This window comes from Xylanibacter brevis P6B11 (assembly GCF_000621825.1).
In the GTDB taxonomy this organism is placed as follows: Bacteria; Bacteroidota; Bacteroidia; order Bacteroidales; family Bacteroidaceae; genus Prevotella; species Prevotella brevis.
The window spans coordinates 1-18,470 of sequence record NZ_JHXG01000015.1; the positions used below are offsets into that span (position 1 = coordinate 1).

Genomic DNA, 18,470 nt, shown 5'->3' on the forward strand with positions numbered 1-18,470 from the left:
TGTTCGCCCATTAAAGTGGCACGCGAGCTGGGTTCAGAACGTCGTGAGACAGTTCGGTCTCTATCTATCGTGGGCGTAGGAGTCTTGAGTGGATCGGTCACTAGTACGAGAGGACCGTGATTGACAGACCTCCGGTTTACCGGTTGTACCGCCAGGTGCACCGCCGGGTATCCGCGTCTGGATCGGATAAGCGCTGAAAGCATCTAAGTGCGAAGCCGGCCACAAGATGAGGGCTCCATTGAGGGTCGTTGTAGACTACGACGTTGATAGGCAGCAGGTGTAAAGACGGTGACGTCAAAGCCGAGCTGTACTAATTGCCCGAAAGCTTTCGCTTAAACACGCTTTTACTTTCAACTGTATGGTTTTGCCTTATGGTTATACTATCAGTTCTTGTGTGCAAGATGTCTACCTATACGGTTGACAAAATTGTCAATTATCAATTGTCAATTGTCAATACGAAACGAACATTAGGTGGTTATTGCGGCGGGGTCCCACCTCTTCCCATTCCGAACAGAGAAGTTAAGCCCGCTTGCGCCGATGGTACTGCAATGCAATGCGGGAGAGTAGGAGGCCGCCATCTTTACAGAGAGCCCTGATTCAACACTGAGTCAGGGCTCTTTTTTGTGCCTAGTACGGACCTTCTCCTATCCTCCAGACCCCCTCCTGGCCTCCCCCTACAATGGGGAGGAATGGTTTGAGATAGGGTGGAATGTTTTGATATGGGAGGTATAGTTAATAATGGGGGAATGGATAGTAATTGAAAGAATAAAAAACAAAGGAAAAACTAATAATTTCTCGCCATTACAGGGAGAAAGCTAGGTGGGGGGCTATTTTTTTATCTTATTTGCAAAAACTTGTTCTTGTGCTTGTCACTGTTTCCCAAAAATATTGTATCTTTGCAATATGGTATATGCGTTTTTTGAATTTAGGGACGCATTTTATCGAGAGTTTTTTTCTGAGGTGTTTATTAGTTATTCATTTGATGTTTTGTAGTTTTATTGAAGTGCATAGACATTCTAGGTGCTATAGTTATTCATAGATGCTATAGTTATTCATAGGTGCTATAGTTATTTATAGGTAATATAGATAATTATAGATATTTGTAGATGTTATTATGTCTAATTATTATTAGTTTGTTTTTTATTTGTATATTCAAATATTTTTAGTTATATGAAAAGAGCTATTGTTGTTGGAGCTTCTTCTGGGATTGGCCTGGAAGTGGCAAGACTTTTAAAGAAGGAGGGGTGGCATGTTGGCGTGGCTGCTCGTCGTACAGATATGTTGTCTGAGTTTGATTGTTTCAAGAAGATCGATGTTACAGATGAGCATGCTGATTCTCTTTTGTTTGAACTGATAGAGGATCTTGGAGGTATGGATCTTTATTTTCATGCTTCAGCCATCGGTCATCAAAATCGCCAATTGGATGATCGAGTGGAGCTTGATACAGTATATACAAACTGTATCGGGTTTACTAGAATGATTGGGGCTGCTTATCGTTATTTTTCATCGCATGGAGGTGGTCATATTGCTGCTATTTCTAGTATAGCAGGTACAAAAGGTTTAGGACCTGCTCCGTCTTATTCTGCGTCAAAGTCTTATCAGGCTACCTATTTACAGGCTCTTGAGCAGTTGTCTAACAAGAATCATTTAAATATTCGTTTTACGGATATCCGTCCTGGATTTGTAGGAACTGCTTTGATTGATGATGGTAATTCATATCCTATTGTATTGGATAAGTTTAAAGTCGCAAAGGATATTGTGCGTTCCATTAATAAGAAACGTCATGTGCGTATTATTGATTGGCGTTGGCGTGTGCTTACAAAATTATGGAGATTGATTCCTAATTTTGTGTGGAGGCGTTTGCCTTTGTGATTTACGCTTGATTTCATTGGAAATGCCTTGATATTTTGGGCATTTCCTTTTTTTTTTGCTTTGGAGGATTTTTGGTGGGCGGGGGTTTTAATTGATTAGAATTGATGATGTTTTTTGTTGATTTGTGTTTTTTTTGAGCCGAATATATTCGGCTGTACGGGACTTGAGGGATGTGGAATTTTTTGGGACGCTGCTTGTGGTGATGGCTTGAGGAGGTGTTGGCTTTGGGCGCCCTTTGGTTTGTGTTTTTCTTTACTTTGCACTCTCGCTTGAGGGGGATTTTTATGTATGATTCTTTTGTTGAAACCAAAGTGGGTAAAATAAATAACAGCCGATTATTTTGATCGACTGTTATTTAGTGTGGGGGCTTATGCCTTGCTTTGCTTCGCTGATCTCTTTGTAGGTGTGATTAGCTCTCCTTTTTATTTGCTGGCCTTTTTGCTTTTCTTATCAAGATGGATGATGATGGGAGTGGTGATGTCCTTCTTCCATTCCTCCAGCCATTTAAACCATTCTTTTGATGTATGCATGCCAAAGTTCTCGTTATCAGAACAATATGCTACTTTGTAGCTAAGGGATTTACCCGTAGTTTTTGCGTGCTTGTTATTGCTTGTCTTGATGACAAAGGTGTAGTCGTTGCCTTGCTCATCTCTGTTAGAATTTGCTGGTATCTCCTTGACAATATTGTCTTGCGGTATATATATGCCAAGACCAACAGTCTCACGTTTCCAGTTGATTGTGTCTCCGGCGGGAAAATCAGTTCCCCAGCATCCTCTTAATCCTTTTTTATCAGAAAATTCTTCTGAGCCTTTGATGTCTATCAGTCCTGTTGAGAATTGATAATTGCTTACATCTTTGTTGAACGTGATATCCACATCCGTATCTCTATGTCCGGCATACTGCGTGTAGCGTATGGTCATGTTTAATGTAGGCTTCTTTGTGTTTGAGGAAGTGAGGTTTGATACGTTCTGCATTGGTGGCTCCCATCCCTGATCGATGATTTCCACAATAGTTCTCAGTGGGCCGTAGGCGATGATGCGCTGTGTCCTGTTCTTGATAGGTTCAACCATAGTAGAAGATTCTCCATTCCATCCCCTGAAAGCACCAAGTCCGAAGGTGTTTCCTACCCACAGGATGTCGTCGCCATATTCTTTAGCTTTCTGTTCGGGTGAGGTATAGAATTGAGTCTCTTTTAGTTCAAGTCGTTTGTGGTATTTGCCGTATAGATCCAGCGTTTGACGTTTGTCGAAATAGATGCGTATGCCGTTCAGTTCGCTTTCGAAATCAACGCCATGATGATGGAGTATGTTGTATGGGTTGTCGCAGTCGCCGCGTGCCGTAATGCTAGAGATGAAGTTGTTGTGCTTGTTTTTTTCCTTCACTTTATCGTTTCTTATTAGCATTTCAGCAAAAACCCTTGCAGGGTAGATTCTAGGTTCCCCTTCTTGCGAAAGTGTCACTTGGTATGTCTTTCTCTCTTTTCCCTTTAGGTCCACCAGGAAGCAAAGTTCATCAAACGTCTCATCAAGATTAATATCGTCTAGCTGGCATGGTATTTCTTCTCCATTGAAAGTGACCAAAGCCGAATTGATATTGCTAAATTCGTTTAACGAAACAACCACCGGTTGATCAAATATAGATTTGTTGGAAGGGTTCACGACTGCGATATCTAAAGTGTATTGTGCGTTTGCACTAAGGCAACAGCAGAATAATAAAAAAAATGAGAAAATCTGTTTCATTTTAGTTTGTTTTGGTCACAAAAGTACTAATTTGCCTATAAAAGATTTGGTTTTATTAAAATATTTAGGTTAAAATTTGGTTAATCTAACATATTTTAGTATATTTGCAATCGATTTTAACTTATATAAGTTGTTCGCTTGAAGAAGTTCTATATCATAGTAATCATTGTCATGATAACCTGTATCGGTTGTCAGTGGCATTTTCGTTCATCGGACTCATCTTCCAAGGATCCGCTGATTGAGATAGAACGCTTCGATAAGTTAGAAGCCGCTTATCTCACGACAGGTGATTTTGCAGCTCTTCAGCAGATGAAGACGACCTATCCCATTCAGACGCGTACGCTGATTGAGGATGTGTTAAGTCTTGGTCCTGTTGATACACTGGATATAAACACCAAGTTCCTTGTATTCTTCCAGGATAGTACACTTCAAGTATTAATCAAGGATGTGCAGCGCAATTTTGCAGATATGGATGACGTCAACCGGCAGTTAGGTGATGCATTCTCTCGTTTGCGTAGGCAGATTCCCCACCTAGAGATTCCTCAGGTATATACTCAAATTAGCTCTCTTGACGAAAGTATCATCGTGGGGCGGGGCATTCTTGGCGTTTCTCTTGATAAGTATTTGGGTGAAGACTATCCGCTCTATAAGCGTTTTGGCTACACAGAAAAGCAGCGCAAAATGATGACCAGGAGTTATATTGTGCCAGACTGCCTGAGTTTCTATCTGTTAAGTCTCTACCATACCGATCACATCGACAGTATAACTCCGGAACAGCGCCGTGTTTACATGGGTCGAATTCAGTATGTAGTTAATCAGGTCATGTCACAGCGCTTTTTCGACAACGAATATGTTGCCCGTGCCGAATCGTATATGAAGCAACATCCCAAGACCACTATCGACGACCTTTTGGCCGAGACCAATTGATTTAGTAATCATAAAATTATTGAAAAGAAACGTGTAATTCCGCTTTTCTCGGAATTATTTCTTATATTTGCATTCTGTTTGAACCATAAGCATTATGCAAATGAAAAAGATATTAATTTGTTGTAGTTTTCTTCTGCTGGCCGCATCAGGTATCATGGCTGGTGGTGTGTTAGATTTGAAAGATATTGTCAACGGAAAGTTTCGTGGCGAGTCTCTGGCATCTGTAGAACCGCTGTCCGATGGTGAGTCCTACATTCAGATTTCCTCAGATGGCAAGCAGTTGCAGAAGTTCTCTTTCAAGACCGGCAAGCAGACAGGTATTCTGTTCGATGCCAACACGGTGCGAGGCTCTAAGGTAGAGAGGGTAGAGGGCTATATCGTGAGTCCCGACATGAAGCGCATTCTGATTCAGACCCAGACAAAATCTATCTATCGTCATTCCTTCACGGCTGTTTATTACATCTTTAATATTGCCAACAATCGTTTGGAGCCACTGTCTGACGGTGGTCCTCAGCAGACGCCAGTTTGGAGTCCCGATGGCAATCAGGTGGCTTTCGTTCGCGACAACAATATCTTCCTTGTGAAGTTGCTTTATAACAATGCCGAGAGCCAGGTGACAAAAGACGGCAAACGCAATGAGATCATCAATGGCATTCCCGATTGGGTCAATGAAGAAGAGTTCTCGTTCAATTCGTCGATGGTGTTCAGTGCCGACTCGCGCCAGATCGTCTGGGTGCGCTATGATGAGAGCGAGGTGAAAGAGTACTCCATGTCCATGTTCAAGGGCCTCCAGCCCGAGCGCCAGGAGTATGCCACCTATCCCGGCTTCTACACCTATAAGTATCCAAAGCCAGGCGAGAAAAACGCACAAGTCAAGGTGATGAGCTATGATATCAAGAGTCATCAGACGCGCACCATGCAGGTGCCCCTCGATGCCGATGGCTACATCCCCCGCATCAAGGCCACGTCCGATGCCTCAAAGATTGCAGTCTTTACGCTCAATCGTCATCAGGACTGCCTGCGCGTGTTTATGGTCAACCCGCTAAGCACTGTTGCTCAGCAAGTTGTGGAGGACCGTGTGGATAAATATGTCAACGAGAATGTCTTTGCCAACGTCAAGCTCACATCGTCACATCTGGTGCTTACCAGCGAGCGCGATGGCTTTAACCATATCTATGTTTACACCCTGAATGGTCAGCGCCAGCGCCAGATGACCGAGGGCGTGGTGACCGATGTCTTTGGTCTCGACGAGACGACAGGCGACCTCTACTATGCCGCTTTCGTTGGTGGCCCACTCAATCAAAAGATCTATGTGAACCACAAGAATGGCAAGACCGACTGTCTGACCCCCAAAGACGGTTGGAACATGGCCGTATTCTCTTCTAGTCTCAAGAACTTCATCTGCACTTGGAGCGACATCAATCACCCCACCGAGACCTCTCTTTACAATAATCAGGGAAAGGTGCTTGCTTCGTTGAAGCAGAACGATGCCCTGCAGCAGCAGTATAATAGTTATGCGATGGGCACCAAGCAGCTCTTCGACTTCCAGACCAGCGAGGGCGTTAAGCTGTATGGTTGGATGGTGAAACCCGCCAATTTCGATCCTCAGAAGAAGTACCCTGTGGTGATGTTCCAGTATGGCGGCCCCGGTTCTCAGCAAGTGAAAAACAGCTGGAACATAGGTATGAGTGGTCAGGGAGCTATTCTTGAGCAGTATATGGCTCAGCAGGGCTACATCTGTGTGTGTGTTGACAATCGTGGCACCGGTGGTCGCGGCGCCGAGTTTGAGAAGTGCACCTACCTGCGCTTAGGCGAACTTGAAGCCAAGGATCAGGTAGAGACCGCCTTGTGGCTCGGCTCTCAGAGCTATGTTGACAAGAATCGTATCGCTATCTGGGGCTGGTCGTATGGCGGATGGAACACGCTGATGTCTATGTCAGAGGGTCGCCCCGTCTTTGCCTGTGGCATTGCCATTGCTCCTCCCACTTGCTGGCGCTATTACGACACCGTCTATACCGAGCGTTTCATGCGCACACCCAACGAGAACGCCAGTGGCTATGATGAGGTGAACCCCATCGCTCGTGCTTCAAAACTGCATGGCGCCCTGTTGCTGGTTCACGGCTTGGCCGACGATAATGTCCACTATCAGAACACCGCCGAGTACGTAGAAGCACTGGTTCAGGCCGACAAGGATTTCCGTCAGTTGGTATATACCAATCGCAACCACAGCATTTTTGGCGGCAACACCCGCAACCACCTGTTCCGCCAGTGCATGAACTTCTTTAATGAAAATTTAAAGTAACAACCTATACAAAATGAAACAACTACTACTATCTACTATTCTCCTGTGCGTTGCCATTGCCTCCAGCGCACAGGACGATGCATCGAGGCAGTGGACACCTGCCAGTGGCAAGCCCTCAACCGCAGACATCATCGTCAAGGTGAACGACTACTGGCAGCAGCACCATAAACCCGAGGTGCGCTCTTTCTGGGATGAGGCAGCCTATCACACGGGCAATATGGAAGCCTACCGCCTGTTGGGCAATGCTCGTTGGTTGGCCTATAGCGACGCTTGGGCACGCCACAATAAGTGGATGGGCGCTCAAGAGAAAGACCCCTCTAAGTGGAAGTATAAGACATATGGCGAGGGACACGATTTTGCCCTTTTTGGCGATTGGCAGATCTGTTTTCAGACCTACCTCGACCTGTATGAGATAACCCCCGACGACTATAAGATAAAGCGTGCCATCGAGGTGATGGACTACGAGGTGCGCCAGCCCCAGTGTGATTTCTGGTGGTGGGCAGATGCCCTCTATATGGTGATGCCGGTGATGACCAAGCTCTATAAGACCACCGGCGAGGTGAAATTTCTGGATAAACTCTATGCCAACTATCGTTGGGCCGACGAGCTGATGTACGACACCGTGGCCCATCTCTATTTCCGCGATGCCAAGTATATCTATCCTAAAGCCACCACACGCAATGGCGGCAAGGACTTCTGGGCACGTGGCGATGGATGGGTGTTGGCAGGTCTGGCCAAGGTCCTCACCGATATGCCTCAGGAATATCCTCATCGTTCGTTCTTCGTGCAGCGCTTCCGTGAACTGGCCGAGGCCGTGGCCCGCTGTCAGCAGCCCGAGGGCTATTGGACACGCTCCATGCTCGACAAAGATCATGCCGAAGGCCCCGAGACCTCAGGCACAGCCTTCTTCACCTACGGACTCCTGTGGGGCGTGAACCACGGCCTGCTGTCTGACGAGCAGTATGCACCCACCATTCAGCGCGCTTGGAACTATCTCACCCAGAAAGCGCTGCAGCCCAGTGGTGCAGTAGGTTTCGTGCAGCCCATTGGCGAACGTGCCATTCCCGGTCAGCAACTCTCTGAGAAAAACGAAGCCAACTTCGGCGTCGGAGCTTTCCTCTTGGCAGCCTGCGAACATCTGCGCTATGAAGACCGCCAGGCCAAGGGCGAGGTGAAGGTGACCGTCACCAATAGCAGCAGCGAGTTCCGTCAGCAACTGGTAGAACTTGACGAGACCATGATCGATGTGAAACTGGGCATTCATGGCGGACGCCAGTTTATAGTTTTCGATGCAGCCGGCCTCGAAGTGCCCTATCAGCTCACCTACAACAAGAAAATCCTGATCGATGCCGGTGTGCGTCCTCACGGCACCCAGACCTTCTACATCCGCACGGGCATGCCAAAGGTCTATCAGAACGTGTGCTACGGACGTATCTATCCCGAGCGCAAGGACGATTTTGCCTGGGAGAACGATCGTGGTGCCTACCGCATCTACGGGCCCGCCCTTCAGCGCACTGGCGAGAAGAGCTATGGCGTGGATGTATGGTCGAAGAACACCCCCGAGTTGGTGCTCGACCAGCGCTACTGGATAGAGGACGTGGTGATGATGCCAGCCGTAGAGAAACTGCGTCGCGAGAATCGTCAGCGTGGCGACTCGCTCTATCGCCTGAACTCCTATCACAACGATCACGGTCGCGGCATGGATCTCTATAAAGTAGGTGCCACGCTGGGTTGCGGCACACCAGCCTTGATGGTAAACGACGAGCTTGTTTATCCCTATTGTTTCAAAGACTACGAGATGCTAGACAATGGTCCTCTGCGTATGACTGCCCGTTTCACCTATCATCCCACCGAGGTAGAGGGCGATAACATCGTAGAGACACGCATCATCCAGTTGGACAAAGGTTCCAACTTCAATAAGATGACCGTGAGCTACGAGGGTCTCAAGCATCCCGTCAAACTGGCTTCAGGCGTAGTCATCCACTCCGAGGATGCCAAGAGCTACGTTTTGGGCAAGAACTACGTGCAGTATGCCGATCCCACCGACAATGTGGAGGTGAACAACTGCCAGCTCTTTGTAGCCACCCTCTATCCCTATGGCGTCAACCAAACATTGATGAAGAAACTTGTCAAGCAGAGTGGGGGAAACGAAGGTCATGCCCTTGGCATTAAGAACAACTATCGCGGTGAGCCCTACACCTATTACTTTGGCTCCGCCTGGTCAAAGTACGACATCCGCACACAGGCCGAATGGCAACAGCGCATCAACTGGACCCTCTCCAGTCTGCAGCAGCCTTTGAGCGTGAAGTGGCAAAAGACCAATAAGTAACCTTCTACCGCCGAACAAATAACGGTATCCCATCGGCAGTAAATCCGTCAAACGGGCAGTAAAGCGGCACTTTTCAAGTCGTAAAGTGGCACTTTGCTGCCCGCAAAGTTTTACTTTCGAGTCCTCATAGTTAAACTTTCCCATTCCAATAGCATAACTTTTGCATCAAATCCAGCCCCTAGACGACTCGTTTCTAGCCCCTAGACAACCTAATTCTAGGGGCTAGATGACTCATTTCTAGGGTCTAGATTAGGGCAATCTAGACCCTAGACTTCTCAATTCTAGAGTCTAGAAACGTCCAATCTAGAGTCTAGAAACGTCCATTCTAGACTTTAGAAAGTTCATTTCTAGAGTCTAGATCTGCATCAATACTTCAACTATTACATCTTGAAACGCCTTCTTTTGCCTTTCAATAGTCATTGTTTCATTATGCAGTATCGGCTGTCTTGTCACACGATAGGCTTGGATTCTTCTCCCAGCTTATTTGGATGCTTTTGGGATGTGATTGAACAAAATGACGATATAAAATGCTAACATTGAACATTTTAGCAAGAATGGAATTATTAGTTGCAATTGCTGTGGTTTCGAGTTTAAATCATTTTATGGCGAGGTGTATGGGACTTCGTGTATAGAAATACATCATTTGAAACCAATCTTTCAATATTCTGGAAAGAGTAATTCGCAAACTATTGATGAGGCTTTGAAAAACCTCCTGCCAGTATGTCCTAATTGTCATCGTGTAATTCATAAGAACCATATTACAGCAGAAGCAATACCGATGTTTAAACAACAAATCATGTTAAGATAAGTCTTGTAGTCACAAATCTTCCATTAATGGATGCTCTGTTATAAAAGTTGTTAAGAAAGCCCCCAACAATGTGGTGGGGGCTTTCTTTTTTATATAAAAAGGACTACCTTTGTTTCTAGAATTAATCGACATAAAACGGAATGTCTAGAAGTAGGGAAGAAGCAATTGCGCTTGGCGTGCCTGTGACAGAGACACAGCATAACATGAAGCGACGCAAGCCTTGGCATGACTATAGTCGTAAGGGTACTTATATGCTGACACTGGTGGTCGAAGGTCGTCAATCGGTGTTCGGCAAGGTGGTGACTGCGCCTGTCGCGAAGAGTGCTGATGGAAAGCAGACGGTTAGGGCGTATGTGGAACTGTCGGAGCTCGGGAAGGAGATCCGTGATAAGGAACTGCAAAAGATTTCCAAATACTATGGGATGGTGGAAGTTTGGAAACTTTGTGTAATGCCTGACCATATCCATATGATTGTTAGGGTGAAAGAGGATATGCCTGAGGGGAAACATCTGGGCAATGTGGTGAGGGGATTTAAAGTGGGATGCACAAGAGCCTGGTGGCGGCTATCGGAGACTTTGCCCGCCGGAGATGCGGCGGGAGTTGTGGCTGGCGGAGAAGCGGCGGGAGTTGTGGCTGGCGGAGAAGGAATGCTTCCTGTTCTCTTTGAGAGTGGGTATAATGATTTGATTTTGTTGGAAGACGGGCAACTGGATAATTGGGCTCGTTATCTTGATGATAATCCTCGACGGCTGGCTGTTAAGCGGATGTTTCCAGACTTTTTCACTACGATGAACTATGTGGATATTGGTGAATGGCATTGTCAGACGGTTGGTAACCGCTTCTTGCTTGATATTCCTCTGAAGGTTGCGGTGATTGTTCATAATGCTTATAGTGACAAGGAGTTTGCTGATTATAAGCGGGAATGGCTGGCTTGCGGAGAGGCTGGTGGCGTGTTGGTGAGCGCTGCTATTGCTACGCGCGAGAAAGAGGTGATGCGAGAAGCTATGAACAGTGGCTACAAAATCATTGTTGTCAGGGAGAATGGATTCCCGCCTTTGTATAAACCTGCAGGAGAGTCGTTTGATGCGTGTTCTGAAGGACGCCTGTTGCAGGTATGTCCATGGGAGTATCACATGGAGCGTAGGATCATTTCACGCGAAAAATGCCTGAAGATGAATAGACTGGTAGAAGATATTCTCAGCATAGGGCAGACTGCTGAAGATGAAGTCTTTTTGTGATGTTGATGTCTGTGAGCTACAAATAAAAAAGCAGCTAGGCGATTTGCCTAGCTGCTTTTGTTGTTAATCTAAGGAAGATTAATATGCGAAGAGGGGATACTCCTTCATCTTCTCGTTGACGCGAGCGCGAACGCTGGCGATAACTTCCTCGTTGGTGGGATCGTTGAGTACTTCTTCAATCCAAGCAGCAATCTGAACCATCAGATCCTCCTTAGCACCACGGGTGGTGATGGCGGGAGTGCCCAGACGGATACCAGAGGTCTGGAATGCACTGCGGCTATCGAAGGGCACCATGTTCTTGTTGACGGTGATGTCGGCAGCAACCAGTGCGTTTTCGGCTACCTTACCAGTCAGATCGGGATACTTAGAGCGCAGGTCAACCAGCATAGAGTGGTTGTCGGTGCCACCGCTGACGATGGTGAAGCCACGCTTGATCAGCTCGTCGGCCAGCTTGGCAGCATTCTTCTTCACCTGCTGAGCCCACTCCTTGAACTCGGGCTGCAGAGCCTCGCCGAAGGCAACAGCCTTGGCAGCGATGACGTGCTCCAGAGGACCACCCTGCTGACCAGGGAATACGGCTGAGTTGAGCAGTGCAGACATCATCTTAACCTCGCCCTTAGGAGTAGTGTAGCCCCAAGGATTCTCGAAGTCCTTACCCATCAGGATGATACCGCCACGAGGACCGCGCAGTGTCTTGTGGGTGGTAGAGGTAACGATGTGAGCATACTTCACGGGGTTCTCGAGCAGACCAGCAGCAATCAGACCTGCGGGGTGAGCCATATCGATCATAAGCAGAGCACCCACCTTGTCGGCGATCTCACGCATGCGCTTGTAGTCCCACTCGCGGCTGTAGGCAGAGCCACCACCGATGATCAGCTTAGGCTTGTTCTCCAGAGCCAGACGCTCCATCTCATCGTAGTCCACACGACCAGTCTCCTTGTTGAGGTTGTAGCCGATGGGGTTATAGAGAATACCGCTTGTGTTGACGTGTGAACCGTGAGAGAGGTGACCTCCGTGATCAAGGTTCATACCCATGAAGGTGTCGCCGGGTTTCAGCACTGCCAGCAGAACGGCTGCGTTGGCCTGTGCACCAGAGTGGGGCTGCACGTTAGCATACTCAGCACCAAACAGCTTGCAAACTCGCTCAATGGCCAACTTCTCTACCTCGTCCACTACCTGGCAGCCACCATAGTAGCGCTTGCCGGGATAACCTTCGGCGTACTTGTTGGTCAGGTAAGAACCCATGGCTTCCATAACCTGGTCGCTCACAAAGTTCTCGCTGGCAATCAGTTCGATACCTTTCAGCTGACGCTGATGTTCTTTCTCGATCAACTCGAAAACGGTGTTGTCTCTTTTCATCTTTGTTTATTTTTGGTTGTTTAACATATTGAATTTCTGCTTGTTATGCTAGGCATGCATCCAGCTCCTTGGTGATGAGTTCCTTGTCCAGGTGCTGACCGATGAATACCAGCTTCTGCATGCGGTCGCCATACTGCTCGTCCCAGTCAGCGCGCAGGGCTGCGTCGCGCTCCTTCATCATCTCCAGTTCGGCAGCGGGCATGGTGGCAAACCACTGTCCGGCTTGTCTGAGGCTGACCTGCTTGCCAGCCTGTTCGAAGATGTAGCACATGTCTTTCTCATCGCTGAAGTAGCAGATGCCCTTGGTGCGAATGATACCCTTAGGCCACTGGCGTGCCACGAAGTGGTCGAAGAGACCCAGGTTGAATGGGCGGCGCTGGTAATAGACGAAGGTGCCAATGCCATATTCCTCGGCTTCTCCCTCATCGTGGTGATGATGGTGGTGATGATGATGATGTTCGTGCTCATCGTCATCATCGTCGTCGTCATGATGATGGTGCTCGTGCTCGTCGTCGTGATGATGTTCATGCTCGTGTTCATCCTCATCCTCATCTTCCTCTTCCTCTTCCTCGTGATGACGTTCTACTTCCTGAATCCAGGTGGCCGAGGTGGCCACACGATCGAAGTCGAACATGTCGGTGAAGAGAATCTTATCGAAATCTACGTCGCCGTAGTTGCACTCAATGATTTCTGCCTTAGGCTGCAGTGTGCGTACAATCTGGCGCACGCGTCCCAGTTCCTCAGGAGATACCTCGTTAGCCTTGTTCAGCAGCACGATGTTGCAGAACTCAATCTGCTGGATGACCAGGTTCTCGATGTCTTCCTCGTCGATGTCGGGACGAGTGAGCAGCTGTCCGCCCTCGAACTCGTCGCGCATGCGCAGAGCGTCAACCACCGTCACGATACAATCCAGACGGGGAATGCCGTTCTCCACTACCTCGGGAGCCATTGAAGGAATAGAGCAGATAGTCTGTGCGATAGGACCGGGCTCGCAGATGCCGCTAGCCTCGATGACGATATAGTCGAAGCGTTGCATCTGGATGATGTCTTGCAACTGTTGCACCAAGTCCATTTTCAGTGTGCAGCAGATGCAACCATTCTGCAGAGCCACCAGCGAGTCGTCCTGCTGGTTGACCACGCCGCCCTGCTGTATCAGTGAAGCATCGATGTTTACCTCGCCAATATCGTTGACGATGACGGCAAACTTAATGCCTTTGTTGTTGCTTAGAATCCTGTTTAGTAGAGTTGTCTTTCCGCTGCCCAGATAACCAGTGAGCAGCAGTACGGGTGTTTCCTTCATCTTAGTTCTTTCCTTTCATTATTGTTTGATGTAGTGTTTGCTCTTTAGCAGAGTTCCACCTTATTGATATCCTGTTCTTTTTCGCAGTAATGGCATGTCAGTATGCCGTTGGTCACGTGGAAGTAGGTGCTCATGGGCTCGTTGTTAGTGATGCACTTGGGGTTGTTGCATCGCACGATGCCATGGATTTCGTCGGGCGTGATGACCTGTTTCTTTTCTACCACCTCGAAATCTCGGATGATGTTCAGCACGATGTTGGGCGCCACGACGCTCAGGCGGCTGATTTCCTCGTCGGTGAAGAACTTGTCTTCCACCTTGATGATGCCCTTCTTTCCTAGTTTCTTCGACAAGTAGTTGTAGCCAATGGTGACAGGTGTTTCCTGATTGTGCAGATCCAGCAGCTGGGCCACCTGATAAGTCTTGTCGCTAGGTATGTGGTCTATTACGGTGCCGTTCTTGATGGCGGCAACAAGCATTTCTTTCTTGTTCATAGTGTGTTCACTCAATAATTGTTTTGTCGTTCTTAACCTCATCGAGCGTGATGCCCAGCACATCGCAGAAGATAGCTTCGCGAGCAAAGAGTCCGTTGCCGGCCTGCTGGATGTAGTAGGCATGTGGGTTGTCGTCCACCTCGTAGGCAATCTCGTTGACGCGTGGCAGTGGGTGCAGTATCTTCATGTTGGGCTTGGCGCTCTTCAGCAGCTCGTTGTTCAAGACATACACATTCTTCACGCGCTCGTATTCCATCAAGTCAGAGAAACGCTCCTTTTGCACACGCGTCATGTAAAGAATGTCTGCATCGGCAATCACTTTCTCGTTGAAAGCAGTGTGCTCCTGATACTTGATGCCATGCTCGTCGCAGTACAACTTGTACTCTTTAGGCATAGCCAACTCCTTAGGAGCTACAAAATGGAAAGTGGGGTTGAAGTGGCGCATAGCCATGATGAGCGAGTGGACGGTACGTCCGTACTTGAGGTCGCCCACCAGATAGATGTTCAGATTGTCGAGCGTGCCTTGCGTCTTGTAGATGCTGTAGAGATCGAGCATGCACTGTGATGGATGCTGATGGGCTCCGTCGCCAGCGTTAACGATGGGGACGGGGGCTATCTCAGAGGCATATTGTGCAGCACCCTCAATATAGTGGCGCATCACAATCACATCGGCATAGTTGCTCACCATCAGGATGGTGTCCTTCAGTGTCTCACCTTTGGTGCCACTGGTTACCTTAGGATCGGCAAAACCGATGACACGTGCGCCGAGGCGATTGGCTGCTGTTTCGAAAGATAGACGGGTTCTTGTACTAGGTTCAAAGAAAAGGGTAGCTACAACTTTACCCTTGAGAAGTTCACGGTTGGGATGCTTTTCAAACTCCTGTGCCAATTCAATCATGTAGAGAATCTTTTCTCTAGTGAGATTGGCAATGGTGACGAAATTATGCTTGTCCATAATTGGCGTTTATTTTTTCGACTGCAAAGGTACGAAAAATAAAGTAAAACTGAATAGTGAATGGAGAAAAATTAATATTCTTTTGTTCTTCATTCAAAAAAATGGACTTACATTGCTTAGTCCATTTTTTTTTATTATCTTTGCAGCCGCAAACTTTTATTCATTAATTAAATTAAGAAGAAAGAAATGAAAGCATTCGTTTTCCCTGGTCAGGGAGCGCAGTTCGTAGGAATGGGTAAGGACCTCTACGACAACAACGCAACAGCAAAAGAGTTGTTTGAAAAAGCTAACGAGATTCTGGGCTACAGAATTACTGATATTATGTTCGAGGGTACCGACGAGGACCTGAAGCAGACCAAGGTGACACAGCCTGCAGTGTTCCTGCACTCGGTGATCTCGGCTATCTGCATGGGCGATGCTTTCCAGCCCGCAATGACAGCAGGACACTCACTGGGTGAGTTCTCTGCGCTGGTTGCTGCAGGTGCACTGTCTTTCGAGGACGGATTGAAGCTGGTCTATGCACGTGCTATGGCTATGCAGAAGGCTTGCGAGGCAGCTCCCTCAACGATGGCTGCTATCATTGGTCTGCCCGATGAGAAGGTAGAAGAGGTTTGTGCTGGTATTAATCGCGAGGGTAACATCGTGGTTTGCGCTAACTATAACAACCCAGGTCAGTTGGTTATCTCTGGTAATGTTGAGGCTATCAACGAGGCTTGTGAGCAGCTGAAGGCCGCTGGTGCTAAGCGTGCTCTGCCCCTGAAGGTGGGTGGCGCATTCCATAGCCCACTGATGCAGCCCGCTAAGGATGAACTGCAGGCAGCTATCGAGAACACTCAGTTCCAGACACCAAAGTGCCCTATCTATCAGAATGTGGATGGCAAGCCTCATACAGATCCCGCAGAGATCAAGCAGAACCTGATTGCTCAGCTTACCTCTTCTGTTCGCTGGACACAGTGTGTGCAGAATATGATTGCCGATGGTGCTGACGACTTCACTGAGTGCGGTCCTGGCAAGGCACTGCAAGGCATGATTGCCAAAATCAACAAGGAAGTAAATGCTCATGGCATCGAATAAGATTATCATTTACCAGATTTTCACACGTCTCTATGGTAATCGTAACAATCACCGTGTTGTTGACGGTACGATAGAAGAGAACGGTTGTGGAAAGCTGAACGATTTCACGCCCAGCACCCTGAAGAAAATCAGGGAACTGGGCGTGAGCCATATTTGGTACACTGGCGTGATTCGTCATGCCACGCAAACAGACTACTCGGCATTCGGCATCCCTCGACAGCATCCCGCTGTGGTGAAGGGTAAAGCAGGTTCGCCCTATGCCATAACAGACTACTACGACGTGGACCCCGACTTGGCTGTGTGCATAGACAAGCGCATGGAGGAGTTTGAGGCATTGGTGGACCGCACTCATCGTGCAGGCCTCAAGGTGATTATCGATTTTGTACCTAACCACGTGGCTCGCCAGTATAAGAGCATTTGCAAACCCGATGGCGTGCGTGATCTGGGAGAAGATGATAATCCTTCTGTGGGCTTTGATCCCGAAAATAACAATTTCTACTACTGTCCTGGACAGCAGTTCACACCCTATTTCGACCTCTATCATGGCGAAAAGCAGCCTTATACTGAAATGCCTGCAAGGGCTACGGGCAATGACTGTTTCAATAACTCACCCGGTCGTAATGACTGGTACGAGACCGTGAAACTGAACTACGGCCGTGACTACAACGGCACGTGGTCCATGACGGATGAGCGTTGCTCTACTTGGCACAAGATGCTCGACATCCTGCTGTTCTGGGCGGGAAAAGGCGTTGATGCCTTCCGTTGCGATATGGCCGAGATGGTACCGGCAGAGTTCTGGGCTTGGGTCACTGCCAAGGTGCGCGAGCAGTACCCACAGATACGTTTCATTGGTGAGGTCTATAATCCTAACGAGTATCGTCACTATATAGCATCGGGCTTCGACTACCTTTACGATAAGGTGGGCATGTATGATGCGATGCGCGACGTCATCTGTCATCGTCGTGGCACAGATGCTATCACATGGGCTTGGCAACAGACCGATGATATTCGCAATCACATGCTCTATTTCCTTGAGAACCATGATGAGCAACGCATTGCTAGCGACTTCTTTGCTGGCAGTGGCGAGAAGGCCGTTCCTGCATTGGTAGTGAATGCACTGATGCAGAAGAATCCTTTCATGGTCTATGCAGGACAGGAGTGGGGTGAGCGCGGTATGGATGCCGAGGGCTTTAGTGGACAAGACGGCAGAACAACCATCTTTGACTACTGGTCGTTCGAAAATACATATTCGCCATTGGTGAATGTCTATTCAAAGGTGCTGAACATCGCTCGCACAGAGAAGGCTGTGGCAGAAGGCCAAATGTTTGATGTGATGTATGCCAACGCGCAATACTTCCGTCAGTATGCCTTCATTCGCAAGGCTGGGAAAGAAATGCTGCTGGTGGTTGCCAACTTTGATGACACACCTGTGAATATGCAGCTCATGATTCCCGATTATGCCTTCGACTTCCTGGAAATACCGGAGAAAGCCTATAAGGCACAAGAACTGATGACTGGCAATCAGACGTCGGTTGTACTGATGCGTGGCAATAATCCCGTAAGCGTCAAGTTGGATGCGCGTGGCGCTGTGGTACTTAAAATAAAAGTATAATGGAAGAGTTTTTACTGAACGAGCACCATAAAGAGGAATTCCCACCGGCTCATACCGCCGAGCATCTGCTGAACCAGACGATGATTCGGCTATTTGGATGTGGACGTAGCTATAACGCTCATGTGGAAAGGAAAAAGAGCAAGATGAGCTTCCATCTGGATCATAAACCCTCACGACAGGAGGAGAAAGAGATAGAACGCCGGATGAACGAGCTGATAGCAGAAGATCTGCCAGTGACGTATGAGTTCGTGACGCGAGATCAGATCCCTGAGGGCGTGGTGCTGGATCGCTTACCAGAGAATGCCAGCGAGACAATCCGATTGGTGCGTATAGGTGACTATGATGTTTGTCCTTGTATTGGCAAGCATGTCCGTTCGACTGCTCAGATTGGCCGTTTCGAGATGTTGGGAACCAACTGGGATGAGGCGGAGCGTTCTTTCCGTGTACGATTTAAAATCGTGTAG

At 47.9% G+C, this 18,470-nt stretch carries 12 protein-coding genes, 2 rRNA genes and 1 pseudogene; 10 read left to right on the forward strand and 5 right to left on the reverse strand.

Features of this window, described 5'->3' with window-relative positions; translation table 11 throughout:
- The 3 genes from T496_RS0109165 to T496_RS0109175 form a co-directional block, all read left to right on the forward strand.
- Positions 1–335 (forward strand): 23S ribosomal RNA (locus tag T496_RS0109165); the annotation flags it as partial.
- Positions 336–467: 132 nt separating this feature from the next.
- Positions 468–580, forward strand: a 5S ribosomal RNA gene (rrf, locus tag T496_RS0109170).
- A 590-nt stretch (positions 581–1,170) separates the two neighbouring features.
- Positions 1,171–1,872 carry an SDR family NAD(P)-dependent oxidoreductase gene (locus T496_RS0109175; protein ID WP_027450490.1) on the forward strand — a complete coding sequence of 234 codons (702 nt, stop codon included), beginning with the start codon at positions 1,171–1,173 and terminating at the stop codon, positions 1,870–1,872.
- Between the two features lie 422 nt (positions 1,873–2,294).
- Here T496_RS0109175 and T496_RS0109180 read toward each other — a convergent pair whose 3' ends face one another.
- Positions 2,295–3,611: a DUF4861 domain-containing protein gene (locus T496_RS0109180; protein ID WP_027450491.1), complete on the reverse strand. Its 1,317-nt coding sequence runs from the start codon at positions 3,609–3,611 to the stop codon at positions 2,295–2,297.
- Between the two features lie 138 nt (positions 3,612–3,749).
- Between T496_RS0109180 and T496_RS0109185 the strand changes: the two genes are divergently transcribed.
- The 5 genes from T496_RS0109185 (at position 3,750) to T496_RS13835 (ending at position 11,215) form a co-directional block, all read left to right on the forward strand.
- Positions 3,750–4,538, forward strand: a complete 789-nt coding sequence (locus tag T496_RS0109185; RefSeq protein WP_027450492.1) for a gliding motility protein GldB-related protein — start codon at positions 3,750–3,752, stop codon at positions 4,536–4,538.
- 100 nt (positions 4,539–4,638) lie between these two features.
- Entirely contained in the window at positions 4,639–6,840 is a 2,202-nt protein-coding gene (locus T496_RS0109190) for a S9 family peptidase (protein WP_027450493.1), read from the forward strand.
- Between the two features lie 13 nt (positions 6,841–6,853).
- Positions 6,854–9,169, forward strand: coding sequence for a DUF4861 family protein (locus tag T496_RS14725; RefSeq protein ID WP_081783603.1), 2,316 nt, complete (start codon positions 6,854–6,856; stop codon positions 9,167–9,169).
- Between the two features lie 562 nt (positions 9,170–9,731).
- Entirely contained in the window at positions 9,732–9,977 is a 246-nt protein-coding gene (locus T496_RS14730) for an HNH endonuclease (RefSeq protein ID WP_262499106.1), read from the forward strand.
- A 140-nt stretch (positions 9,978–10,117) separates the two neighbouring features.
- Positions 10,118–11,215, forward strand: a complete 1,098-nt coding sequence (locus T496_RS13835; RefSeq protein WP_044110987.1) for a transposase — start codon at positions 10,118–10,120, stop codon at positions 11,213–11,215.
- A gap of 78 nt (positions 11,216–11,293) precedes the next feature.
- On the opposite strand, the gene glyA is transcribed toward T496_RS13835, so the two are convergent.
- The 4 genes from glyA to pyrB are packed head-to-tail and all read right to left on the reverse strand — an operon-like array spanning position 11,294 to position 15,320.
- A complete protein-coding gene (gene glyA, locus T496_RS0109205) occupies positions 11,294–12,574 on the reverse strand; it encodes a serine hydroxymethyltransferase (RefSeq protein ID WP_027450494.1) in 1,281 nt (426 codons plus the stop codon).
- A gap of 43 nt (positions 12,575–12,617) precedes the next feature.
- On the reverse strand, positions 12,618–13,874 hold the full coding sequence (locus T496_RS0109210) for a GTP-binding protein (protein WP_027450495.1): 1,257 nt from the start codon (positions 13,872–13,874) through the stop codon (positions 12,618–12,620).
- A gap of 44 nt (positions 13,875–13,918) precedes the next feature.
- The gene (locus tag T496_RS0109215) at positions 13,919–14,365 is read right to left on the reverse strand and encodes an aspartate carbamoyltransferase regulatory subunit (RefSeq protein WP_027450496.1); all 447 of its coding nucleotides are present in this window, start codon (positions 14,363–14,365) and stop codon (positions 13,919–13,921) included.
- A gap of 7 nt (positions 14,366–14,372) precedes the next feature.
- Positions 14,373–15,320 (reverse strand): aspartate carbamoyltransferase, encoded by a 948-nt coding sequence (gene pyrB, locus T496_RS0109220; protein ID WP_027450497.1) that lies wholly within the window; start codon positions 15,318–15,320, stop codon positions 14,373–14,375.
- A gap of 186 nt (positions 15,321–15,506) precedes the next feature.
- On the opposite strand from pyrB, the gene fabD reads away from it, so the two are divergent.
- Both fabD and T496_RS0109230 read left to right on the forward strand, forming a co-directional pair.
- On the forward strand, positions 15,507–16,394 hold the full coding sequence (gene fabD, locus T496_RS0109225) for an ACP S-malonyltransferase (RefSeq protein ID WP_027450498.1): 888 nt from the start codon (positions 15,507–15,509) through the stop codon (positions 16,392–16,394).
- Positions 16,381–18,470 (forward strand): annotated as a pseudogene (locus T496_RS0109230) (alpha-amylase family glycosyl hydrolase). The gene fabD and the pseudogene T496_RS0109230 overlap by 14 nt, the downstream one beginning before the upstream one ends.